Annotated in this window: 22 protein-coding genes; 12 read left to right on the top strand and 10 right to left on the bottom strand. The window is 64.0% G+C overall.

Features of this window, described 5'->3' with window-relative positions:
* Positions 1-74: 74 nt before the first annotated feature.
* From ABLE86_RS18835 to ABLE86_RS18805, 7 genes are all read right to left on the bottom strand, one after another.
* Entirely contained in the window at positions 75-1,217 is a 1,143-nt protein-coding gene (locus tag ABLE86_RS18835) for a cytochrome c peroxidase (RefSeq protein WP_348780516.1), read from the bottom strand.
* A gap of 2 nt (positions 1,218-1,219) precedes the next feature.
* Positions 1,220-1,648, bottom strand: coding sequence for a FixH family protein (locus ABLE86_RS18830; RefSeq protein ID WP_348780515.1), 429 nt, complete (start codon positions 1,646-1,648; stop codon positions 1,220-1,222).
* Positions 1,649-1,726: 78 nt separating this feature from the next.
* The gene (locus ABLE86_RS18825; RefSeq protein ID WP_348780514.1) at positions 1,727-2,503 is read right to left on the bottom strand and encodes an AraC family transcriptional regulator; all 777 of its coding nucleotides are present in this window, start codon (positions 2,501-2,503) and stop codon (positions 1,727-1,729) included.
* A 75-nt stretch (positions 2,504-2,578) separates the two neighbouring features.
* Positions 2,579-3,661, bottom strand: coding sequence for an acyltransferase (locus tag ABLE86_RS18820; RefSeq protein WP_348780513.1), 1,083 nt, complete (start codon positions 3,659-3,661; stop codon positions 2,579-2,581).
* Positions 3,658-4,929: an O-antigen ligase gene (locus ABLE86_RS18815; RefSeq protein WP_348780512.1), complete on the bottom strand. Its 1,272-nt coding sequence runs from the start codon at positions 4,927-4,929 to the stop codon at positions 3,658-3,660. The genes ABLE86_RS18820 and ABLE86_RS18815 overlap by 4 nt, the downstream gene beginning before the upstream one ends.
* A gap of 10 nt (positions 4,930-4,939) precedes the next feature.
* Complete coding sequence (locus ABLE86_RS18810; RefSeq protein ID WP_348780618.1) at positions 4,940-6,127, bottom strand: polysaccharide biosynthesis/export family protein; 1,188 nt, start codon at positions 6,125-6,127, stop codon at positions 4,940-4,942.
* Between the two features lie 131 nt (positions 6,128-6,258).
* Positions 6,259-6,939 carry a sugar transferase gene (locus ABLE86_RS18805; RefSeq protein ID WP_348780511.1) on the bottom strand — a complete coding sequence of 227 codons (681 nt, stop codon included), beginning with the start codon at positions 6,937-6,939 and terminating at the stop codon, positions 6,259-6,261.
* Between the two features lie 612 nt (positions 6,940-7,551).
* On the opposite strand from ABLE86_RS18805, the gene ABLE86_RS18800 reads away from it, so the two are divergent.
* Positions 7,552-7,842 carry an exopolysaccharide production repressor protein gene (locus ABLE86_RS18800; protein ID WP_348780510.1) on the top strand — a complete coding sequence of 97 codons (291 nt, stop codon included), beginning with the start codon at positions 7,552-7,554 and terminating at the stop codon, positions 7,840-7,842.
* A gap of 104 nt (positions 7,843-7,946) precedes the next feature.
* Positions 7,947-8,957, top strand: a complete 1,011-nt coding sequence (locus ABLE86_RS18795; RefSeq protein ID WP_348780509.1) for a glycosyltransferase family 2 protein — start codon at positions 7,947-7,949, stop codon at positions 8,955-8,957.
* Here the strand turns inward: ABLE86_RS18795 and ABLE86_RS18790 are convergent.
* The gene (locus tag ABLE86_RS18790; RefSeq protein WP_348780508.1) at positions 8,948-9,901 is read right to left on the bottom strand and encodes a polysaccharide pyruvyl transferase family protein; all 954 of its coding nucleotides are present in this window, start codon (positions 9,899-9,901) and stop codon (positions 8,948-8,950) included. The two genes, ABLE86_RS18795 and ABLE86_RS18790, sit on opposite strands and share 10 nt — an antisense overlap.
* Positions 9,902-9,911: 10 nt before the next feature.
* Positions 9,912-10,871 carry a glycosyltransferase family 2 protein gene (locus tag ABLE86_RS18785; protein ID WP_348780507.1) on the bottom strand — a complete coding sequence of 320 codons (960 nt, stop codon included), beginning with the start codon at positions 10,869-10,871 and terminating at the stop codon, positions 9,912-9,914.
* A 133-nt stretch (positions 10,872-11,004) separates the two neighbouring features.
* Between ABLE86_RS18785 and ABLE86_RS18780 the strand changes: the two genes are divergently transcribed.
* The 9 genes from ABLE86_RS18780 (at position 11,005) to ABLE86_RS18740 (ending at position 21,418) form a co-directional block, all read left to right on the top strand.
* Positions 11,005-12,489 (top strand): lipopolysaccharide biosynthesis protein, encoded by a 1,485-nt coding sequence (locus ABLE86_RS18780; RefSeq protein ID WP_348780506.1) that lies wholly within the window; start codon positions 11,005-11,007, stop codon positions 12,487-12,489.
* Between the two features lie 83 nt (positions 12,490-12,572).
* Positions 12,573-12,956, top strand: coding sequence for a hypothetical protein (locus tag ABLE86_RS18775; protein WP_348780505.1), 384 nt, complete (start codon positions 12,573-12,575; stop codon positions 12,954-12,956).
* Between the two features lie 207 nt (positions 12,957-13,163).
* On the top strand, positions 13,164-13,931 hold the full coding sequence (locus ABLE86_RS18770; RefSeq protein WP_348780617.1) for a glycoside hydrolase family 16 protein: 768 nt from the start codon (positions 13,164-13,166) through the stop codon (positions 13,929-13,931).
* 15 nt (positions 13,932-13,946) lie between these two features.
* Entirely contained in the window at positions 13,947-15,119 is a 1,173-nt protein-coding gene (locus tag ABLE86_RS18765) for a glycosyl transferase family 1 (protein ID WP_348780504.1), read from the top strand.
* Between the two features lie 25 nt (positions 15,120-15,144).
* Positions 15,145-16,143, top strand: coding sequence for a glycosyltransferase family 2 protein (locus ABLE86_RS18760; RefSeq protein ID WP_348780503.1), 999 nt, complete (start codon positions 15,145-15,147; stop codon positions 16,141-16,143).
* Positions 16,140-17,102: a glycosyltransferase gene (locus tag ABLE86_RS18755; protein ID WP_348780502.1), complete on the top strand. Its 963-nt coding sequence runs from the start codon at positions 16,140-16,142 to the stop codon at positions 17,100-17,102. Before ABLE86_RS18760 ends, ABLE86_RS18755 begins: the two co-directional genes overlap by 4 nt.
* Positions 17,092-18,051 carry a glycosyltransferase family 2 protein gene (locus ABLE86_RS18750; RefSeq protein ID WP_348780501.1) on the top strand — a complete coding sequence of 320 codons (960 nt, stop codon included), beginning with the start codon at positions 17,092-17,094 and terminating at the stop codon, positions 18,049-18,051. Before ABLE86_RS18755 ends, ABLE86_RS18750 begins: the two co-directional genes overlap by 11 nt.
* A 69-nt stretch (positions 18,052-18,120) precedes the next feature.
* Positions 18,121-19,020, top strand: coding sequence for a UTP--glucose-1-phosphate uridylyltransferase GalU (gene galU, locus ABLE86_RS18745; RefSeq protein WP_348780616.1), 900 nt, complete (start codon positions 18,121-18,123; stop codon positions 19,018-19,020).
* Between the two features lie 94 nt (positions 19,021-19,114).
* A complete protein-coding gene (locus ABLE86_RS18740) occupies positions 19,115-21,418 on the top strand; it encodes a polysaccharide biosynthesis tyrosine autokinase (protein WP_348780500.1) in 2,304 nt (767 codons plus the stop codon).
* Between the two features lie 22 nt (positions 21,419-21,440).
* On the opposite strand, the gene ABLE86_RS18735 is transcribed toward ABLE86_RS18740, so the two are convergent.
* Positions 21,441-22,226, bottom strand: a complete 786-nt coding sequence (locus ABLE86_RS18735) for a metallophosphoesterase family protein (RefSeq protein WP_348780499.1) — start codon at positions 22,224-22,226, stop codon at positions 21,441-21,443.
* 367 nt (positions 22,227-22,593) lie between these two features.
* On the opposite strand from ABLE86_RS18735, the gene ABLE86_RS18730 reads away from it, so the two are divergent.
* A complete protein-coding gene (locus ABLE86_RS18730; protein WP_348780498.1) occupies positions 22,594-23,673 on the top strand; it encodes an acyltransferase in 1,080 nt (359 codons plus the stop codon).
* Positions 23,674-23,793 lie beyond the last annotated feature (120 nt).

Below are 23,793 nucleotides of genomic sequence, written 5' to 3'. Positions count from 1 at the left end.
TGCGTGCTTCCCCAGAGAGACGCAGAGGATACTTCGATTTTTGGCGATGTCGACCCGGCCGCCGAGCGGGATCGCTACTCGGTCGGTGTCAGGGATTCCAGAAACGCGATCAGGTTGGCCTGCTCCTCGGCCGTCAGGTCGAGCTGGCGCAACTCGCTGTGCCCGGCCGGAGCGGCCGGCGCGGCATTGTAGTGCGCTACCGCCTCAGCCAGGCTGGCGATCTGGCCTGCGTGCATGTATGGCGCCCGCCCGGCGACATCGCGCAGCGACGGCGTCTTGAACGCGCGCACAAGCTCCTCTCCTTCCGTTTTCATGAACGCGAGTTCCGCGCACTCGGCAGGTGCTGCATCGCTGAACTCGCCAAGACAGTTGAACGGGTCCTGTCGGACCTTGGAAGCACCGTCCATTCGCCCGATATCCTCCGGCAGCGCCGGGACGGAAGCCACGCCCGTGTTGTGGAAGTCGTTGTCGGTAAACAGCGGGCCGTTGTGGCAATTGATGCAGCTGGCTTTGCCGATGAACAGCCGCAAGCCTTCGATTTGCGCGGGCGACAGTGCATTGGAGGGCTTGCCCGCCGCCAGAGCGTCGGCATACCGGTCGAAACCGGACGCGGCAGGCATGATGGTGCGCTCGAACGCGGCGATCGCCTTGCCCACATTGCTGAAGGCGCGGTCGACCGAGGTGTCGCCGGGAGCCACGCCGAATACGTCGGCATAGGCTTCGGCATAGTGCTTGGCCACGGTCGCCACGATGTCGGCGCGATTGCTTCCGTGTTCAACCGGGCTCTCCAGCGGCCCCAGCGCCTGGGCCCACTGGCTGTCGGTGCGCCCGTCCCAGAACAGCCAGGGGCTGTAGGCCGTGCCGGCGATGGGCATGGCGCGGCGCGTGGTCGTGCCAATGCCCTGAGCGAGCGGCTTGCTGTCCTGAAACTGCTTGTCCGGAAGGTGGCAGGTCGCGCAGGCGACCTGACCATTGGCGCTGAGGCGCGTGTCGAAGAACAGCGCTTTTCCCAAGGCCGCGGCAGCGGGCATGTCCCCGACGGCGTTGGACGGGTCGGGCGGCAGCGGCGGCAGGGCGCCGAGCGACAACGACGCTATGCGCTGGCGCTCTTCGGCCGACCACGGGCTGCCTTGGCCCAGATAGAAAAAGGCCGTGGCAGCCAGGGCCACCAGGGCAATCAGAGCCACGGCCCGGATGGGAAACAAGGTGCCGCGCATGGTCAGAGCGCCAGGTTGAAGACGGCGGTGTCAGCGCCCGCCGCGCCATTGATCTTCACCTCGATGCGCCACCAGCCCGGCATGTTGAATCTGACGCCGCTGACGACCTTGCGGCCGGAAGCGTCCTGGCCGGTCACGCGAGGCACGGAAGGCAGCCCGTGGCCGTGCTGGGGCATGCCGCCGTCAAACTCGATCTCGGCTTTTGCCGGGCGGCCATTGGGACCTGTGACGGTGACGGTCCATTCATGCATTTTGCCTACCGGGATCGGATCGATGCCGGGTGCTACGGTAACGAGATAGTGTCCGCCGTTTGAGGCATGCGAACGGCTGTAGTCCAGGCCGGCCGGCGGCTTGCCGGCCATGGCCAGTGAGATGCCGCCTGCAACCAGAACCGCGGCGGCAGGGATGAACCAGAGGGTCTTGCGAAACATGTGTCTTTTCCTTTCGAGCATTGGGTGGCGCTCGAATAGAGAAGACAGCGGGGAAACACTTGAACGAAGGGGCTGGATCTACGCGATTTGTTGTTGCAGCTGCGCGGTCGTGTCGATCCGAATGGATGTAGGGGTCAGGCCGTACATCCGCCGGCAGGTGCGCGTCAGGTGTGCGGAATCCGCGAAATTTGCCGCATGGGCCGCTTCCGTCCACGAGTAGCCGCCGAACCCCATTTCGAGCGCGCGGTTCAGGCGCGCCCACAGCACAAATGGGCGGAAACCAATGCCGGTCTGTTCGACGAAGAGATGGCGCAGTCGCCCCTCGCTCAAATTCGCAACCGCGGCGACGTCGGCAAGGGACATAGGCTGGTCGAGGTGGCGTCCGATCCAGTCCATGGCCTGGAGGATGCGCGGATCGGCGGGATGGCGAGGCGGCGCCGACCCCGCAAGGCCGGAGATGAATGCCAGAGCCTTCTCGGCCAACACCTCGTCGTCGACGCCCTGGTCATAGGCGCCGGCCAAGTCGTCGACGTTTGCGTCGAGGGCCATGATCGGCCCGCCTTCGAAGCGTTCCAAAAGCGCTCGACCCAGCTGGCTTTCCGGTTCCAGCAGGATGTTGGCGATACGCCGGCCGGGTGCGCGGAACTCATGCGGTGCCCCCGGGCGAACGAGCGCTCCGTGCTCGTATCTGGACCAAGGCACACCGGCATCGAGCCGGAATTCCACCGGACCGTCAAACCCCACGGCAAGCTGAATGGCGTGATGCGCATGCAGATCGACCGGAGCCACGGCAATCCCGATCCACAGGTTGCCGCCTCCCCAAAAGATGACACGCCCGATCCCGCTGACTTTCATGAGCGGACTGTAACCTTGGCGCGGCTCAAGTACAGCCCCGATGCAGGATTATCTGCGCTGATGTGTGCTACGGAGCTAGAAGTTGGTTCGAGCGCGAAGCCAGCGTAGCCGCATCAGCCGGCAAAAATCGCCCACGGATCGCCGCACCTTCGACCACAATTCCGGCAGAGGCAGGCCGGCCGCACCCCTGCGGTTCTTGAAGGCGCGGGTAATCGGCTTTTCGATCAGTTCGTAGGCCGCCACGCCCACTCCGACCCCGCCGACAACCGCAAGCGGCAGGGCCACGAGAACCGGAAGCGACAGTATCGCGGCAAGCTTGGCCACGACCGAGATCGCAAAACTGTGCCACAGATAGATCGAGTAGGAGGCATCGCCCAGATAGGCTGCCGGCCGAAAACCCTCGATGACGCCGCCGCGCTCGAGCGCCAGCGTGCCGATCACCAATGCCGCGGCCGCCGGGCCGAAAACCCAGGGCGTGAAGCCGGCGCCTGTGGCGCCGACGAAGGCAAAGCAGAGGAAAGCCACCAGAACCAGCCCTAGCCCGGTGGTCGGCGCGGCGATGTTTTCGTCGGCCCAGGCCTTGCCGATCAAGGCCCCGAGCAGGAATTCGAGAATGATCGGATTGGTGTAGGTGGCAAGCAGCGGGTTGCCGCTCTCAAGCAGCGAGCCGAGGGCCACGAGCCCGACCAGAACCGACGCCAGCGCGGCGAGCCGATGCCGTGAAGGCAGAAGCAGCGTTGCGGCAAACACGGCATAGAAGAACATCTCGTAGTTCAGCGTCCAGCCCTGAACCAGCACCGGCCAGATATCGCCGGTGCTGGGCGATCGGTGTGGGATGAAGAACAGCGAGCCAAGGACATGGCCGAGCGTGAGCTTCAGATTGGGAAACAGGCCAAACAGCGCTCCGCCGACCATAACGACGGTGGCGATCCAGTAGACCGGCGCGATCCGCTCCAGGCGCTCGCGCAGGAAGCGTGTCGGCGCCACCGGCCGTGCCTGCGCGATCGTCCACATGATGAAGCCGCTGACCACGAAGAAGACGTCGACGCCCGCCGCGCCGATGGCGAAATGCGCGCCGCTGCGCTCGGCCGCGTGGAAGATCACCACCGCAAGCGCCGCCAGCGCGCGCAGGTATTGAATGCCGTAGAGCCTGTTCATCGGGCGTGCCGCAGACCGAGCGGTGCAGGGGTCGGCGAGGTCGCAACGAGGCGCCGCGTCGCCCGGGAGGTCGCAAGCAGGCCGGCGGTATAATAGAGCATGAAGGAGCCCACGGCGTAGGGATGGATGATGTCGACCTCGAAAAAGGAACGCACGAGGAGCATGGCGACCAGCCCGAAGGCGACATGGGAAGCAGCGTTGTCGCGGTCGTCCAGCAGCCGCAGCAGGTGCCCCGCCGGCACGCACAACACGATCACCGCCAGCAGCAGCAGGCCGACCGCGCCGAGTTCGACCAGTACCTCGATATAGGTGTTGTGGAAATGGAAGCCGCTGCGCGAACCGATGTAGAACTCCTGCCACAGCCGCTCGGCCTCGGAAAAACCCTGCACCCAATAGGCCTGGTAGCCTACGCCGAAGACGGGAGACTCGGCCCAGGCGGCGAGCCCCTCGCCCCAGAGATAGGTGCGGCCGGTGAGCGTCGAATCCTTGCCAAAGGCACCCAGCAGCAGGTCGATGCCGCCGACATTCAGGCCGACGAAGACGACGCACAGCGCAGCGACCAGTCCGGCCAGGAAGAACATTTTCCGCGTGCGCGGGGCAAACAGAAGCAGCGGGCGCAATGCAACCAGCATTCCGAGCGTGGCAGCCGTGGCGATGATGGAGGTGGCCGACTGCGAGGCCAGCAGCGCATAGCCGGCAAGCGCAAAGGTCGCGAGCGCCAGCAGGCCCCACACGCCACGCTCGCGCAGGATGAAAAGCGCGGCGAAGGCGAAATAGACGCCGAGCGAAGAAAAGAAGCCGAGCAGGTTCTTGGAGGAGAATGCGCCGACGAAGCTGTAGTCGCCGTCGAGCGGATCATAATGATAGCCACCGAAGGCCAGGGAATAGAGCACCACGAGGCACACGCCGGCGAGCGCGCCAAGCGTAAGCGTACGCACGCTGACGGTGCGCGCGGCAATCAGGGCGCAGACTATGTGCGACAGATATTGCACCCCTGCCCGCGCTGTCACGTTTGGCGCGGCCGACCAGAACAGCGACAGGCAGGCAAGCAGGCCGAAGGCGACGATCCAGTGGAACCTGGCGTAGTTGCCCAGCGAATGGCGATAGTCCACCGCGACCAGCGGCAGCCACAGCGCATAATAGAGCAGGATCGAAGCCTGCCCGAAACGCGTAGAATAGGCGAAGACGAAGATAGACAGCGCGATCGCGACGAAGCCGTACGCGAAATTGTGGTCCGGGCTGACGAAGCGAGCCTTGGCGATCTTCATGCGGCTGCGCTCAGCGCTCGGCCGGCATGGCGACGCCGACCTTGATGACATCGCCGGGCAGAACGGGCGTGTTCTCGTCTGCCGGGACCTCGCTTGCCTTGCCGTCCCTTTCGCGCACGATGACATAGGCGATAGTCGGCGCGTGCTGGCCCTTGGCACCCGCGGCTGCCTGCGGACCATGCGACAAGGCCTCGCCCATAAGATCCTTGTACATGGCTATCTTCAGGTTCAGCGCCTCGATGTCTGCCTCCGCCTGCTGGCGCGCCTGGGCGATCTCGGCGTCGCGATCGCTTTGCAAGTTTGAGGCATCCTGGGTGGCCTTGCTGATGTCCTGCCTGGCGCGCAGGATCGAGGTTTCCATGTCGAGCACCTTGCTCTCCAGGTCGGCAACCGAGCGCTCCAGCGACAGCACTCGGGAGTTCACCACCAGCCCGCGCTCGGCAAGATTGCCGATGCCGTCGAGTTCCTTGCGCGACAATTCCATCTGCCGGCTCTGGCTGGCGATCTTCTTCTCCAGCGAGGCCACCTCGTTCTGCAGCAGCGTCTTGAGATCGTTCAGCGCCGCCAGTTGCACCTGCAGCCGCTTTTCGCGCGCAGCTCTGAAGGCGGTCTCGTCGGCGATCAGCTTCTTGCCCGCCTCGGTCTGCTTCAGTTCCTCGGGGAAGTCGATTTCGGCCTGACCGGCCGCCTCGGCGATCAACCTTGCTCGGCGCGCCAGAAGCCCATCGCGCTGCGAGACAAAGACATCGTAGTTGCCGCGCGCACTGATGAAATCCCTCTCGACGCGAATGCCGGCTTCAGCGCCACGCCGCAGCCCGCCGGCCAGGCTCACTGCCTTCAGAACGGTCAGGTCGGGCACATAGGCATAGCGCCCCGGCGACTGCACATCGCCCGAGAGGAAGACGGGACGGTATTCGGCTATTTCGACCGAGGCTTCGGGCCTGTCGACGAGGCCCAGTCTCTGCTGAAGTTCCGCACCAACGGCCGAGGCAATCTCTGCCGTGGTCTTGCCGCTGGTAGGCATTTCGCCGACGAACGGCAGCGAGATAGAGCCCGATTGACCGATCGTGTATTCACCGCTCAGCGACGACCAATCGCGCACGGCGCCTTCTGCGGTGCGCCATTCGACGACACGGATGCGCAGCCTGTCCATCGCGCCCAGCCTGTAGTCCTCGGCCTGCGCCAGCGTCGGTGCCAGCCACGCGACGACCGAAATTGCGAGAACTGCGCGGGCGGAGCGGACGGCCGCGAGCCTTTCGAGACGTGTCTTTCTGATCTGTCCGGTCAAAACGTGCCTTTCCTGACGATTTTCCTTTGCGGCGCAGCGGGTCAGTAGCTGCCGCGCGACGACAGCACCGCGGGCACCGTCCTTGCGATGATTTTGAGGTCGAAGGTGAAGGACCAGTTCTCGACATAGTGCCGGTCGAAGGCGACGCGGGCATTGTAGGAGACGTCATTGCGGCCGCTGACCTGCCACAGTCCGGTAAGGCCCGGGCGCGTCGACAGATAGATGTCGGCCGCCGCACCGTAGAGTTTCAGCTCTTCCTCCACCACGGGCCGCGGCCCGACGATGCTCATTTCCCCGCGCAGGATATTGATGAGTTGCGGCAGTTCATCGAGGCTGAGCTTGCGCAGCACGGAGCCGACGCGGGTGACGCGCGGATCGTCCTGCAGCTTGCGGGTGGCGTCCCACTCCGCGCGCAGATGCGGGTTTCGGGCGAGGTGCTCGGCCAGCACCTCATCGCCGTTTTCGACCATGGTGCGGAATTTCAGGCAGCGAAAGCATTCGCCCCCGCGCCCGATTCGGCGGTGGCCATAGACGATGCCGCCGCCATCGGACATTTTCACCAGCGCCGCCAGCATGAGCAGCAGTGGACTGAGCAACAGGAGCGCGGCGGCTGCGCCCAACACATCGAAACCGCGTTTGACAGCGCCGCCGATCGGGGGCTGCGCCTTGCATTTTGGGCTGATCCCGGGGGTCAAATTGGCCAGCTTGGCAGCATATTTCATATGGCAGCTCCGCAATAAAAATGGCTGTGACAATAAAAAATGCCGCACTGCAGCACGACGTCGGCCGTGCCCGGATAGGCCAAGTGTGTGATCGAAATCAGACGACCGGGAAATATCCGATCATATTTTGTAACAGTGGCTTACAATGCGCCCGTCTCACGACAGCAATTACCGGCAAAGACATGACGAGGCACACGCCGAAATGAAAGTAAAATATGATATTAAACTGTGAAATCCTCACAAACAGCGGATTCATGCTAACAATTCGACAAATTCACGCGAATATATATTGGTAGTCTCGCCGATAAGTCCTGCAACCTCGAAAGAAAGCCGGACACCTCAACGATCGGTCCGAGTCATCCCGCCAGTACGAAGATTCAGCCGCCAGTTGCGCGTTTGAAGCGGGAAAGGAAGTCCTCCGCCATGTTGCCGCGCGATTTGGCGTCCAATATAGATGGAACGCACGCCTCTTTGCGATAACGCCGGTTTTCGAAGACTTCGAAGGTAAATTCAGGCGCGCCGGCCTCGAAGAAGCGGTGCCTACTTGGGCGAAGGGCGACCGGGCATGATTTCCAGCGCATATGAGCGCGCAGACTGCACAAGGGCGTAGGCATGTCCTTCGTGCTGTTTTTCCGCGGCCTCGTCGGTGTGCTGATAGCGTTCGCGATCACCACCTACATCGTCACCCAGTCGGTGTGGACCACTTTTGTCCAGACCGTGATCTGCGCGGTCCTTCTGCAAGCCGGCTACTTTGCGGCTGTCCTGTTCATGATCTGGCGCGCGAGTGCCGAGCCTGCCCAAACCGAGGCGAATGCCAAGGCTGATCAGCAAGCCTCAGCCGACGGCGACGTTCACGGCAAGGACGGCCACCTGCCCGGCGTGCCGCCTTCGCCGCACCACTAGCGCTTTCCCCCACAACCCGGGTCACACAATCGCCTTTCGCAAATGCGAACGGTCCATCTTGCGATTCGAGCCCTGGCGGGCGGCAGTGCGAGATGGAGAGGCACATGACATCAGGCCAGGCGCCAGTGTGCGTCGTTATTGCAGCCATGAACGCCAGCGGCACAATCGCCCGCGCCGTTGGTTCGGCGCTTCGCGAGCGCGAGGTCTGCGAGGTGCTGGTGGTCGACGACGGGTCGAGCGACGACACGGCGGAGGTTTCGCTTGGCGCGGACGACGGCACGGGACGACTGCGGATCTTGCGGCTGGAAACCAACCGGGGGCCGGCCTTTGCCCGAAACCATGCCATTGCGCGCTCCACCGCGCCGCTGATTGCCATTCTCGATGCCGACGATTTTTTTCTTCCCGGCCGCTTCAAGACCTTGTTGGCGCAAGACGACTGGGACTTCGCCGCCGACAACATAGCTTTCATCGACGCGCGCCATGCGCATGCCGAGCAGCAGGTTGGCGCGTTCGCGCCTGAGCCACGCGTCCTTGATCTGGCAGCCTTCATCGAAGGCAACATCTCGCGGCGCGGCGCCTCGCGCGGAGAGATCGGCTTTCTGAAGCCGGTGATGCGCCGCGGCTTCCTCGAAGCGCATGGGCTGCACTACCGCGAGGAACTGCGGCTGGGCGAAGACTACGACCTTTATGCCCGCGCCCTGCTGCGGGGCGCGCGCTACAAGGTAGTTCATGCCTGCGGCTATGGCGCGGTGGTGCGCCACAATTCGCTAAGCGGGCAACACCGAACGCTCGACCTTAAACGGCTTTATGAAGCGGATCGCGCCATGCTCGCATCCGGCGAAGTGCCGGCCCATGCGCGGCGCTTGCTGGAGAAACACGAGCGCCACATCCGCGCCCGCTATGAGCTGCGGCGCTTTCTCGATGAAAAGAAGGAAGGCGGGCTGATGCGGGCAGGCCTCCGCGCCCTGACGCGGCCCACCGCCCTGCCCGCCATTGTCGGCGGCGTCGCAGCCGACAAGCTCGAGGCGTTCAACACGAAGCGCGAGCCTGTGGAGGACGACGGACCTGCGCCGCTGCGCTACCTGCTCCCCGCCCGGCCCGCCGCTCAGAAATAGTCGCGACGAATTTCTTCCAGCACATGGCGCAGACGCTGCTTGCGCTCGGTAAGTGCAGCATCGGCGCTGAGCTGCGGGGAGGCACGCCGCGCCTGCCACAAGGCGAGCGTGGAAGGTGCCGCCAGCGCCTGCTTGGCCAAGCCGCGCAGGCCCGCCGAGCGCGGCGGCTCTGCGCGCGCCATCACCGGGCTTTCGTCGAATTGACGGCTGTTCGGGTTGTCGTTTTCCGAAACCTTGCTTTCGAACTCCATGCCCCAGAAGCGCGCACCCTTGGTGATCGCCTCGGCGCGAGACGAAATCGGCACATGGCGCGGCCGATAGTCTACGCCAAGGCTCGCCGCCCAGTCCTGCCACTTGAAGCTGTTGATGGAGCGTGACGTGCTGACAGCAACCCAAGGCACGCGGAAGGCATCGGCCAGGATGGCCGCGTGCATGGATTCGGCCACGACCAGTTCGGCCTGCGCGATGGCGCGAATGACCGCCTTGGCCTCGCCGCACGGGTCGACATAGCCCAGCCCCGCCGCCTGGCAGACGACCGGCCAGATCCCGCCGACGGTGGATTCCCAATGCGGCACGAAAATCGCGCCGCCCGTCTTCGGCAGGTTCTGGAACTCCGGCATGTCCGCCACCATCACCGCGGGGTCGACGATGCCGAGGCTGTCGGCGATGCCGAGCTTGCCCGCCGTCAGCGGCCCGCGCACGCAGCGAATGTCCCATTCAAATGGATCGGAGAAATCGGGCAGGGAGCCATAGCCAAAGCCGCTGCCGATCACGAGCTTCCTCACGCCATGCGGCAGCAGCGCACGGTTGAGCACCGTGCCGACGCCGACGAGAAGCACGTCGGGATGAACCTCGCGAAAGCCCGGGAGCAGGAAGTCCCAGAGCCAGAGGTTGAGGTCGTCGCCGAAATTGCCGTGAGCGGATTCCCAGTAGAACGGATGCATGAGGCCTCGGCTATTTTGAGATCTTGGCTACGGCGAGTTCGACGGCATTGCGCAGGATGCGCGGGTCGCGCCAAGCCCATTGCGCAAGCAGGCGCAGTTGCGGCGCTTTGCGCCGTTTCAGGAGCCGCGCCTGCCCCCACAGCGCCTGGTTGCGCGCGGTCTGCTTGTAGGCGTGGATCGAAGCCTGGTCCTCCGCCCCATGCGAGAAGCGCTGCTCGAGATGGTCGAGCGCAACCCAGGTGTTGAACTGCTGCTTAAGGAACAGCGGCGAATCCGCGTCCATGCCGTGGAAGATGTTGATGCCCTCGCCGCGCGTTGCGCCGACACTTTCGCACAGCACCGTGCGGCGTGCAGCGCGCGCGCAATCGTAGAAGAACAACACGTCTTCAGCCGCCAGTCGCAGCGCCGCCTCGAAACGCACGTTCCGGAACAGGTTCTTGCCGATGACCATGCAGGAGAGATGCATGAAGCTCCAGTTCTTCAGCATCACGCCGGCAAGGTCGGGCACCTCGACAAACGGCGGATCGTCGGAGAGCCGGTCGACCTCGGCAATGCCGGCCAGGTCGGCCACGCCGAAGTGGTAGTAGAAGGCTTCGCCGCCCGCGATCGAGGCCCAGTAACAGTCGGCATCAAAAAGTGACAGGCCACCCACAGCATTCTTCAGGTGGTCGGGGGTCCACTCATCGTCGGAATCGAGGAAGGCGGCATAGGAGCTGTCCGCCGGCACATGGTCGAGCCCGGTGTTGCGCGCGCCGCCGGGACCAGCATTCTCCTGTTTTATAACGGCTATTCGCGCTCGCTCTTCCAATGAAAGCCCATGGAGCTCGGCCTCCACGGGCAGCGGCGAGGCATCGTCGACGACGATCACGTCATAATCTGAATGACTTTGGGCAAACACGGAATCCAGCGCGCGACGCAGAATACCGGGCTGTCGCTGGTAGTATGGAATGATGGCAGTGCACTTCGTCATTCTTTCGCGCCTTAAAAAAAGTCCAGGGAGGCTCGCAGGCTATCGACTGTTCAATGGCTCGCGATTCGATGGCCCGGAAAACCCGGGCTCGTTGACGATGCAGCCCTTACGCAATGACAAACGGGGCTCGTTCATGGCGCCAGCAATCAACCTGAAGACTGTGACAAACAATGTCGGCTGGAGCGTCCTTTCGAAGACCAGCACATTCGGGCTGAAATTTGTCACCGTCCCGATCCTGGCGCGCATCCTCAGCCCGCAGGACTTCGGCGTGGTGGCAGTGGCGCAGACCGTGGTGATGTTCCTGACCATGATCGGAAGCGCCGGGCTCGCCACCTCGCTGGTGCTGCAGAAGCAAGAGGACATGGAAACCGTGCATACGGTTTTCTGGGCCAATCTGCTGATGGCGACCGTGATGGGGGCGGCGCTTTACATATGGGCCGACCTGTTTGCCGGCCTGCTCGGCGCGGCCGACGCGGCCTATCTGCTCCGCATCATGGCGCTGCTCATCCCCATCCAGCTTTGCGGCGACGTCGCCTATTCGCTGCTTGCCCGACGCATGGCCTTCGACAAGGACGCGGCCTGGAGCGTACTTTCCGAATCCGTCGGCGCGCTGGTGGCGGTGGGGCTGGCGCTGCTTGGGTGGGGCGTGTGGGCGCTGGTGGCGCAGCTGTTTTCCTCGGCGCTGGTGCGGCTTGCGGGCCTGTTCTACGCCACCGGCTATCGGCCGCGGCCGTCTGTTTCGCTGCCTAAGCTGGCAGGCCTGACAAAGTTCAGTCTCGGCATCACCGGGTCGGAAATCTTCAACTTCATCACCTTCCAGTCGCCCCTGGTGGTGGTGTCGCGTCACTTGGGCCTCACGGATGCCGGCGCCTATTCGGCCGCCAACCGCTTTTCCAGCATTCCCAATCAGGTGGTGATTTCGGCGCTGATGGGCGTGCTGTTTCCCGTTTTCAGCCACATGCATGGCGAGCAGGAGCGCCGCACCAACGCCCTGATGCTGAGCACGCAGCTGTGCACGCTGTTTCTGGCACCGATGATGTTCGGCATGTGGGCCGTCGCCGAGCCGGCCATGCTGGTGATCTTCGGCCAGCAATGGGCCCATGCATGGCCGGTGCTCGGGCTGCTTGCCCTTTCAAAGGGCATCATGTCGCCCTGCAGCACATTCATCCCCTATCTGAAGGGCGTGGGCCGCAGCAATGTGCTCTGGTGGGTTTCGGTGGTGCGCGCCGCCCTCGTCTATGGCGCCGTGAGCTACGGCGCGATGAGCGGCGGGCTTGTTGCAGCGATGGTGTGGCTGTGCGCGGCCAACGCGGCAACGCTGGTATTCTATTCCTGGGCGGTGTTCCGCACCGACGGCAGCGCCTTCCTGTCCGGCTTCTATGTCACCACCCGGCCGATGATCGCCTCGGTCGTCATGGCGGTGGCGGTGCGCTTTCTGCTCGACCAGATCAGGGAAGCGGTGCCGAGCGCGGCCTGGCAGCTCGTCATCGGCAGCATTGCCGGCGCGCTCATCTACGGGCTGCTGGTGCTGCTGACCGAGCGCGCCCTTTTGCGCAAACTGCTGGAGCTGGTCAAACAGCGCCGCGCTTCGCAAACTGCCACCGAGGCGAGCATCTGACCCCGGCCTTGGCCGCAATTTCATCATTGGCGGGCGCGTGGTAGTTTCGTTTCGTATTCCTCGATCAATCTGAAGAGGCCGGCATGGCATTGTTCCGCTTTCGAACCAGAAGTCCCGGCCGCGACAGCGCCACCGATGAAAGCCGTCGGCAACGCCTGCAGCAGCTTCTGGATACGCTGAACGCGGAGATCGAAGCCGAGCGCAACGGCCTGCGCAATCGCTACGACAAGATCGTGGCCGACGCCGCATTCTCGCAGCAGGCCTTGGAGCAGAAAAGCGCCGGCGACGACATCTCTTCGCGCATCGACGAGTTGACCGGCGCCATGATGCGCTACACCGAGCGGCTCTCCGCATTGGACCGGCAAAGCGCTTTTGTTACCGAGATGCATAGCCGGCTAGAAGCGTTTTTCCGGGAGAACACAAGGTTCGCGGACTCCGGGAGGAACCCTGGCGCGAAACCGGAATAACGAGCGCTTACAAAATGTTATCCGCTCCGGCCGGCTATTGTCGGCCGCGGTCACAATCTCATCTCCCCCCTGTCCTATGCATCCAGCCATTCTTGCTGTGATTTTTGAAGGACGCGGTTTCTCCGGAAACCGCAGAGCATAAAGGGGAGAGGCCACGTGACGCCAATCGCGACCAGAACCACCCGAATCAATTTCAACTTCGCTCTCATGGGGGCGGCTGCACTTCTTGCCTCGACGGGCGCCGCCACATTGCCAAGCCTCGCGCAGGACCCCATAGGCGCATCCTTTGTCGAGAACTTCGACAAGCTCGACAGGAGCCGCTGGTACATCTCCGACGGCTGGTCGAATGGCGATCACCAGAATTGCGTCTGGTCTAAGAACCAGGTCTCGGTTGCCAATGGCGTGCTCAAGCTGGGTTTCGCAAAGCAGACGCTGAAGGACCGCAATCATGTCTGCGGCGAGATCCAGACCAACGCGCGTTTCGGCTACGGCACCTTCGAGGTGCGTATGAAGGCCGTGGCCGGCTCGGGCCTCAACACCGGCTTCTTCACCTATATCGGCCCCACGCACGGACAGCCCCATGACGAGATCGACTTCGAGGTTCTCGGCAAGGACCCCTCGAAGGTGCAACTCAATCAGTATGTGAATGCCAAGAGCGTGGGCAGCGCAGCGCTGGTGGACGTGCCGGGCGGCGCCGCCAAGGGGTTCCACGACTATGCCTTCGTCTGGGAGAAGGAGCGCATCCGCTGGTATGTGGACGGCAAGCTGGTCGGCGAGGCCACCGACCCGGCAAAGATCCCGAGCCATCCGTCAAAAATCTATATGAGCCTCTGGGGCTCCGACATCCTGAAGTCCTGGATGGGTGCCTTCGTCGAGCCCGCGGGACCGGTCGCCGCGGAGATCGAGCGCGTCGCCTACACGGCGCCGGGCGATGCCTGCCAGTTTCCTGAATCGGTTGCCTGCAAGCTGAAATAGCCGCGGAGCAACCCGATGCTGCACGTACTCTATCTCGTGCATGACCTGTCCGACCCGGCAGTTGGCCGACGGGTGGCCATGCTGCAGGCCGGCGGCGCCGAGGTGTCGCTGGCCGGCTTCCGGCGTGCCGACAAACCCGCGCCCGGCCTGGAAGCTTTGGCGCCAATCGATTTCGGCTCGACGCGGGACGGCAAATTCGCACAGCGCCTAGCAGCCGTAGGCAAGGCGGCGCTGGTGCTTGGCGCACGCCTGCGCAAGGTGCGCCGGCCCGATGTCATCATCGGGCGCAATCTCGAAATGCTGGCGCTGGCACGGCGGGCGCGATCGCTGTTTTCGGCCGAGGTGCCGATCGTTTATGAATGCCTCGACATTCACCGGCTGTTGCTCGGCAGCGGCGGCATCTCGCACGCCATGCGGGCGGCGGAAAGGCGGCTCGGCGACGATGTCTCGCTGCTGATGACAAGCTCGCCCGCCTTTGTGCGCAATTATTTCCAGCGGTTCGACCAGATCGAGGCGCCAGTGCTGCTGCTGCACAACAAGGTGCTGGAACTGGACCGCCAGCCGGCGGCCCGGAACGGCGCCCCCCCGCCCGCGCCTGGCGACCCCTGGGTGATTGGCTGGTTCGGTGCGTTGCGCTGCCGCAAATCGCTGGAGTTGCTGGCGGCCTTCACGAGACAGGCGCAAGGCCGCTTCGAAGTCGTGCTGCGCGGTCGCCCCGCATATTCCGAATTCGCGGATTTTGACGGTTTCGTCGCGGCCGAGCCGCACATGCGCTTCGAGGGGGCCTACCGCAATCCCGAGGACCTCGCAGCCATCTATGGCGAAGTGCATTTCGCTTGGGCGGTCGACTTCTTCGAAGAAGGGCTGAATTCCAGCTGGCTGCTGCCCAACCGGCTCTATGAAGGCTGCCTGCACGGAGCAATCCCGATTGCCATGGCCGATACCGAAACCGGCCGCTTCCTGGCCGAGCGGCAGATCGGCCTTCGGCTAGAAAAAGCTTCCCCGGATGCATTGGCGACGCTTCTGAGCAACATCGATGCCGACGGTTTTGCGGCCCTGCGCGGTGGGGTCACCGCCCAGGACCGCGGCACATGGGTTTGCGACAGGCAGGACTGCCTGGCGCTGGTGGAACGGCTGAGAGGGCTTTCGACACGAAGAGAGCCCGCCGCCCTGCTTGAGGCGGCCTGAGAACAGCCAACAAATGAGCGTGACGATGACCGAAGCGAAGCTGCCGGCCCGGCCGTGCATGATTGTGATTCCCTGCCTCAACGAGGCACAGAACATGGAGGCGCTGGTGATGCGGCTGGAACCCTCCGCAGAGCGCCTCGACATGGCGATCGTTGTGGTGGATGGCGGCAGCACCGACGGCACGCCGGAAATCGTCGAGGCCCTTGCGGACTCGAACCCCCGCGTGCAGCTTCTTCACAATCCGCAGAGGCTCCAGAGCGCTGCGGTCAATCTCGCCGTCGAACAGTTTGGCGACGTTTTCCGTAGCTTCATCCGCATCGATGCGCATGGCGACTACCCCGTCGACTATTGCGAGCGGCTGATCGAGGAGGCCGAGACCACGCACGCGGATTCGGTCGTCGTCGCCATGGCCACGCGCGGCTTCAGCGCTTTTCAGAAGGCGACGGCGATGGCGCAGAACTCGAGGCTCGGCAATGGCGGCTCGCCGCACCGCCGAGGCGCCAGGGGCCATTGGACCGACCACGGTCATCACGCCTTCATGCGCGTGAGCGCTTTCCGCGCCGTCGGCGGCTATGACGAAGGTTTTAGCCACAACGAAGATGCAGAACTGGATTATCGGCTGCGGGCCGCCGGCTATCGCTTGTGGATGACCGACCAGACCTTCATGGTCTACTATCCGAGAACCACAGTGCGGGCGCTGTTCAGGCAATATCTCGGCTACGGCAGGGGGCGGGCAAAGAACATCCTCAAGCATCGCGCCGTTCCGAAAATCCGGCAGATGATCCCGCTGATGGTCGTTCCGGTCGTCGCAGGTGCTTCGCTCGCGGTGCTGAACTGGGCGGCGGTGTTGCCGGCCGCGCTCTGGGCCTCTGTCTGCCTCGGCTACGGCGTGTGGATGGCTTTGGGCCAGCGCAACCCCTATGGGCCGCTGGCGGCCTTCTCGGCAATGGTCATGCACCTCGCCTGGTCGGCGGGCTTCTGGTTGCAGCTTCTGGATTTCCGCAAGCGCGAGGAAACGGCATGAGCACGCCTGGCACCAGCGCACCAAAACCCCGGCGCATCGACATCGGCGTTTGCACCTTTCGCCGGCAGGAACTCGAGGACACGCTGCGCTCGCTAGGCGCGCTCACGATCCCGCCTGACACGATGCTGCGCGCAATCGTGGCCGACAATGACGCGGTGCCGAGCGCACGCGGCCTCGTCTATGCTTTGGCGAGCCAGTTGCCATTTGACCTTGTCTATGTGCACTGCCCTGCCGCCAACATTTCGGTCGCCCGCAATGCGTGCCTCGAGAGCAGCAACGGTGACTTCCTTGCATTCATCGACGACGACTCGACGGCCTCCCCCGCCTGGCTGGCCGAGTTGCTGAAGGTCGCCGACGCCACCGGCGCGGATGCTGTGCTGGGGCCGGTTCAGGCGGTTTATGGCCCCGGCGCGCCCGGCTGGATGAGCCAAGGCGATTTCCACTCCACCACGCCAGTCTTCGTGAAAGGCCAGATCCGCACCGGCTACAGCGGCAACGTGCTGCTGCGTTGCGCTTCGCCATACGTCGCCGGGCGCCGCTTCAACCTGGCGCGTGGCCGCAGCGGCGGCGAAGACACGGAATATTTCGCCCGCCTGCACCTAGCCGGCGGCACCATTGCCTATGCGCCGGGCGCGGTGGTGGTCGAGCCGGTTGCCAGCGAGCGCGCACGGCTTTCGTGGCTGCTCAAGCGGCGCTTCCGTATCGGACAGACCCACGGCCGGCTGCTTGGCGAACTGCAGCAAACCCGGCAGCCGCTGCCCCAGGCCGGGCTGGCGTTTGCCAAGGCCGCCTACTGCTTCGCGGCGGCAACTGCGAACGCAATTTCCGCAGAACGGCGCAACCGCTTCGGCCTGCGCGGGGTCATGCATATCGGCGCTGTGAGCGGAATTCTGGGCGCGCAAGAGATCGAACAATATGGCAAGCGGCAACCGGCGGGAGAACGCGGCAATGCAGCCTGACGTGACTTTCATCATGGCGGCCTACAACGCCGAGGCGACGATCGCCCACGCCCTGCGCAGCGCGCTTGACCAGAAAGGCGCGAGCGTCGAAGTGGTGGTGGTCGACGATTGTTCCCGCGACAGCACGGTCGAAGTCGCCCGGGCCTTTCCCGAGGACACGGTCCATGTCGTCGCGCTAGGCCAAAACCGGGGTCCGGGCGGGGCTCGCAACGCCGGCCTCTCTGTGGCGCGCGGCCGCTGGATCGCGGTGCTCGATTGCGACGACACCGTCTCGCCGCAGCGCCTCGCCCGCATGATCGGCCGCGCGGAAGCGGCGGGCGCGCAAATTGTCGTCGACAATCTCGATGTCGTCCGCGCTATCGGCGCCCGCGAAACCATGTTCAAGGCCGACTTGCTGGAAAGCATTGGCGAACTCACCCTGCCTGCCTTCATCGCAGCCAACATCATGTTCGAGGAGACGTTCTCCTTCGGCTACATGAAGCCGGTGTTCGAACGGGCTTTCATCGAGCGGCACGGGCTGCGCTATGACGAACGACTGCGCATCGGCGAGGATTATATCTTTCTCGCCTCCGCCCTGGCCACGGGCGGCCGATGCGTCATCGAACCGGAGGCAGGCTATGCCTACCACATCCGCGAAGGTTCCATTTCGCGCGTGCTGGAACTGCGCCATGTGGAGGCGATGCTCGCCGCCGATGCCGAGTTTGTGCGCGACCATCAGTTGGATGCGGCGGCCCAGGCCGCGCAGGCGCGACGCACCCGCAGCCTCCGGGAGGCTGCAGCCTTCCTGTCGTTGGTGCAGCACCTGAAGGAAGGGGCGCCTTTGAAGGCTGCTGGCGCGGCACTGCGCGACCCGGCGGCGCTGAGACACCTCCGGATGCCCATTGCCGCCCGCTTGCGGCGGCTTGCAACCACATTTCAGTCTCGCCAGACGCCCGGTCGGGCCGGCTGAGACGACAAACACCGGTATTGGGCGGGGATTGCTCGATATCCGACCAACAGGAAGAGGGAAAAGCATATGATGAAGAAGGTGAAAAAGGCGGTGATTCCGGTCGCGGGGCTCGGAACCCGGTTCCTGCCGGCCACCAAGGCGATGCCGAAGGAAATGCTGACCGTGGTCGATCGGCCGGTGGTGCAGTATGCCGTGGACGAGGCGCTGGAAGCCGGCATTGAGCACATCGTTTTCGTCACCGGGCGCAACAAGCATGTGATCGAGGACTATTTCGACATCCAGCCCGAACTCGTGGACACGCTGACCCGCTCCGGCAAGAAGGAACAGCTTGCGTCGCTGGAGCGGATGCAGTTGCCCGCCGGCTCCATCAGCTTCACGCGCCAGCAGGCCCCGCACGGGCTGGGCCATGCGGTCTGGTGCGCGCGCGACATCGTCGGCGACGAGCCTTTCGCGCTGCTTCTGCCGGACATGGTGTCGTTCGGCGAAAAGGGCTGCCTGGCCGGCATCATGGAACTGTACGAGCACACCGGCGGCAATGTCATCGCCGTCGAGCAGTGCGATCCGACGGAAACCAACAAATATGGCATCGTCGGCAAAGGCCGCGTGGTGCAGGGCGGCGGCTTCGAGGTGACGGCGATGGTTGAGAAGCCGGCTCCGGCGGCCGCACCGTCCAACTATTACATCAACGGCCGCTACATCCTGCAGCCGGAGGTGTTCGACATCCTGGCCACCCAGGAGCGCGGCGCCGGCAATGAAATCCAGCTGACCGACGCCATGAAGCGGCTGTCCGAGAGCCAGGCATTCCACGCCCACCACTTCAAGGGCCGCATGTTCGACTGCGGCTCGAAGGAGGGCTTCATCCAGGCCAACGTGGCCTTCGCCTTGGAGCGTAGCGACATCCGCGGACTGGTGTTCGAGCCCATCGCGCAGATGATCGCCTCGCAGACGCGCCGTAACGAAGCCGCCTGAGCAGGATGATTTCGCGGCCGGCGGCATCCGTCGCCGGTCGCAATCGGCGCGCGACAGTCCAGAGGATCAACCCGCGGGAGTGGCGGCCAGGCCCATGCACCAGAAAAACATTCCATTGAACAGCAGAATGCCCCGGGAAGCCGAGGACGCCGACCGCTTCATCGATCTGGAGCGCCTTGCCGCAATCGCGCTCAGGCAGGCGCGGGTGGTGGCTGTCGGCGCTGGGATCGGCCTGGCGCTCGGCGCGGCCTATCTCGTTTTCACGCCTTCCGAATACACCGCCGCCACGCGCATCCTGCTGGACAACAGCCTGACCAGGTTTGCCGAGGAGAAGAACCCCGCACCCGCGGCCATGCAGGCCGACTCGATGATTTCCAGTGAGGTCGAGATCCTGAAATCGGCACGGCTTGCCCGTGCAGTCGCCGTCGCCCAGAACCTGCAGGCCAACGAAGCCTTCCTGAACCCGCCACGCTCGCCCATCGGCTGGTTGAAGGGGCAGGTGAAGGCGGTGACCGGGCTGTTCTCTTCCGCACCCGAACCGTCGCCTGCTTCGGTCGAGAACGCGAGGATCGGCAAAGCTACGGCATTGCTGCAGGCGGGCCTCAATGCCGAGCGCGTCGGCCGCAGCTATGTCATCGAGGTTTCGTTCCGTGCCAACGACCGCAAGCTCGCCGGTGCGATCGCGCGCGCCTATGCCGATGCCTATCTTTCCGACCAGCTCGACGCCAATTTCGATGCCACGCAGCGCGCGACTGTGTGGTTGCAGGGAAGGCTCGCCGAATTGCGCGAAAGCTCGCAGGCGGCCGCACTGGAAGTCGAGAAGTTCCGCGCCGAACATGGGCTGACCTCAGCCCGTGGCGAACTGATTTCGGAACAGCAGCTTTCCGACCTCAACAGCCAGCTCATCCTCGCTCAGGCCGACACGGCGAATGCGTTGGCACGCTACGACCAGTTCAAGGCGATCATCGACAGCGGCCCTGACAACGCCGTGAGAAACGCGACCATTCCGGCTGACAAGGGCGGCAACAACGCCGTCATCAATGATCTGAAAGCGCGCTATCTCGGCGTCACCAAGCGCGAGCAGGAAGTCTCGACCCGCTTCGGCAAGGACCATGCCCAGGCAGTGGCTCTGCGGCGGGAGCAGGCCGACCTGACCGGCCAGATCTTCCAGGAATTGCAGCAGCTGACCGAAAGTTATCGCAACGAGTACGAGGTCGCCAAATCGCGCGAGACGTCGCTTCGCAACAATGTGGGGCAGATGGCGGGGCAGAGTTCCGAGGCCGGGCAATCGCTGGTGCGGCTGCGCGAACTGGAACAGAAGTCGGCGGCGCTCGCCACACTTTATCAAACCTTCCTCTCGCGCCACGAGGAAGCGTCGCAGCAGCAAACCTTCCCGATCGCCAAGGCGCGAGTGATCTCCGAGGCCGGCGACCCGGTTTCGGCTTCCAGCCCGCGCAAGGCCATGGTGCTTGGCCTGTCGCTGGTGCTCGGCCTGTTCGGCGGCGCGGCGGCAGGCGCCTTCCGGGAGTTTCGCGAGCGCTTCTTCCGCACCGGTGAAGACGTGCGCACTGCCCTCGGCTTTGACTTCCTGGGCTACTTGCCAGTCGTCGGCACAAGGCTATCCAACAGCAATGCCGGGTCGCTGGCCGAGGCGGCACCGCCTGTGACCCCGCGCATTCTGCGCGTGGCGATCAATGCGCCCTCTTCCTCCTTCGCCGAAACGCTGCGCAACACCAAGCTCGCCTGCGACGTGGTCTTGCAGGGCAGGCCCAGCAAGGTGATCGGCTTCGTCTCGGTCCTACCGCACGAGGGCAAGACGACGGTGGCCGCGAATTTCGCCGGGCTGCTCGCCGCAAACGGCGCCCGCACCCTGCTGATCGACGGCGACTTGCGCAATCCGGGCCTCAGCCGCGGCCTTTCGCTGGCGCCCGACAAGGGGCTGGTGGAGGCCATAGTGGGCGAACAGCACTGGCAGAACACGGTGATGGTGGACCGCACGACGCGGCTTGCCATCATTCCTGCGGTGGTGCGCCGGCGGCAGTCGCATACCAGCGAGCTCCTGTCCGGTCCCGGCATGCAGGCATTGATCGAGGAGGCGCGCGCTGCCTACGACTATATCGTCGTCGACCTGCCTCCGCTGGGGCCGGTGGTCGATGCCAAGGCCTTTGCGCCGATGGCCGACGGTTTCGTGATGGTGACCGAATGGGGCAGCACGCCGCGCGCGCTGGTGCGGGCGGCGATGCAGGCGGAACCGCAAGTCGCCGACAAGGTGCTGGGGGTAGTGCTCAACAAGACGGACACCGGCCAGCTAGCGCGCTATGGCACGTTCGGCGGCGCCGAACGGTACCTCCAGCACTACGCGTCCTATTATGTCGAACCCACAGCGACAAAGGGCTAGCCCCGCGCAGTGGTTGTCCAATCTAAACCGCCCGGTTGCTGAGATAGCGGCCCTTGTTGCGGAAGATCCGCAGGGCCGTCAGCCGGCCACTGTAGTAGCAACCGGTATCTATGTTGATGCGGCCGCGCTCCAGCTTTGCCTCGGCGACCGGCGTGTGGCCGTGCACCACGTATTTCCTCAGCGGATGCGGGCTCTCATAGAAAGCCGATCGAATGTAGATCAGGTCATCGTCCGTTTGCTGATCGAGAGCCGCTTCCGGGCGGATGCCGGCGTGGACGAACACGTAACGCTCGGCCTCCACCATGATGGGCAGCGACCGAAAAAACGAGACATGGGCGGCGGGTATGGCGCGGCGGATCACTTCGTTCACCTGCCGCGACGATCGGTAGACATGGCCCAGCCGGTCTGGGTCGACGCCGTAGGAAAACAGCGTCGCCGCAGCCCCCATCGGCATCCATTGCGACAGCGACAGGTGTCCGTCCAGATAGTCGAGCAGGGCTACTTCGTGATTGCCGGTCAGGCAAATACGGTCGAAGCCGGGTGGAGGCGGCGCCATCAGGTGATCAACGACCCGGCTGGAGTCCGGCCCACGGTCGATATAGTCGCCCAGCATCACGATGATCTTCCGGCCGGGCAACGATCGGGCGTCGTCGACTATCACCCCCTCCAGCGTCAGCAGCTCATCGAGGCAGCCATGTATGTCGCCGATAGCGTAGACTGCGGCGTCGGCCAGGTCGAGCCGCAGCCGGTCACGTTGGGCTCGCCTGGCGGCCCTGTCCGGGCCGAATAAGCCGGCAAACGTCTTCATCCAGCGCCCTTCGTTCCGTTTCGACAGCTGCCGGCCGCGGGCCTGTGGAAGGGCCGGCCTGGCTCTCTGTTATCCAGCGTCGCACTTTGTGAACCCCGATCCACCTGGAATCTGCCCGGATTCACATTTGGACCACCCGCGCAGTTCAAAATGGCGGGGTATTCGTCGCCACCCATGCCACCCGGCCATGGGAGCAGATTGAGGCGACAGGATGAAGGCCTCGTTTTGAGGCCGTTGCCACCTGTGCGGAGCATCCGTGCCCGCAAGCGCCTGTTTGAGGCGCCGCAGTATTTTTTAGGAGGAAAGATTTTTGACGTCATCCCTCGCTTCTCCCGCCCATGTTCGCCGTTCGCCAATCGAAAGGACAATGTCGGACCGGATCAGGATCGCGCGGGCACTGTGCATCTTTTTCATGACCTTCGTTCACGTGCAGCCCGGCATCGCCGAAAACGTCTATGATCGCGACGCCGGCTTTTTCGACATCGTCTATTTCATCCTGACCCGGTTGGTCGGGCTCAGCTCGGTTTCGCTGCTCAGCATCGTCTCGGGTTTCTTCATCGTCTCCAGCCTGCACAAGTCGGGCTCGCTTGCGATCTACCGCTCCAAGGTGAAGACACTGGTGGTGCCGCTGGTTGCCTGGAACCTGCTGATGCTCGGCCTGCTCGGGCTCTACGGCCTGCTTTCCGGCAAGTGGCAGGACTGGCCGGAATTCACCCCGCTCGGCCTCGGCAATGCCATTTTCGCGCTGACCGGATGGCCGCTCGTGGTGCCGCTCTGGTTCCTGCGCGATCTCTTCGTGTGCTGCCTTCTGTCACCGGTGCTCCATGTGGCGCTGACACGCACACCCATCGCGACGATCCTGGCGCTCGTTGCCCTCACCCTGTTCGGCGAAGATTTCTACCTGTTGCAGCGGCCGCAGCTTCTGCTCTTCTTCGGCCTCGGCATGTGGCTGCGCCTTGCCGCTGCCGACGAAGCCAAGATCGACAGGATAGCGAGGCCGCTGGCCTTCGGGCTGATCGCAATGGCCGCCATTTTCCTCACGATCCGCGTGGAACGGGTCCTGCTTGCGGAGATGGACGAAACTCTGCGGCTGACACTCGACACGCTGCTGCGCGTCACCATGGCGGCAGGCTTCTGGTGGGCAACGGAGGCGATCAGGCGCTCCCCACTCGCCGAGCCGCTGATGCGCTTCGAACCCTACGCCTTCTTCCTGTTCTGCAGCCACGCCATCCTGTTCAATTTCGGCGGCATCATCTTCCGCCGGTTTTTCGGCAATTACGGCTCTGACCTGTTCCCGATCACCTTCTTCGCCTTGCCCTGCCTGGCGGCGATAGCTGCCATCGTCGGCCTGCAAATCATCAGCAGGTCGAATTTGCTTCTCTTCCTGTTCAATGCGGGGCACCGTGTATCCACACTGAACCGCAGCGCCCGGGAACAGACCGCTTGAGAAACATTAGACAAGCAATATGCGCTGCTCGTATCTTGCTGATGTATTTTCAGGATCGGTTCAAACCGAAGCCGTTCGCGCATAAGAATATTGCGAGTTGATCCTAGCGGGGGGAAAGAA

The organism is Mesorhizobium sp. KR2-14 (genome assembly GCF_040049255.1).
Lineage (GTDB): Bacteria > Pseudomonadota > Alphaproteobacteria > Rhizobiales > Rhizobiaceae > Pseudaminobacter.
This window is presented reverse-complemented; position numbering and strand designations above follow the sequence as displayed.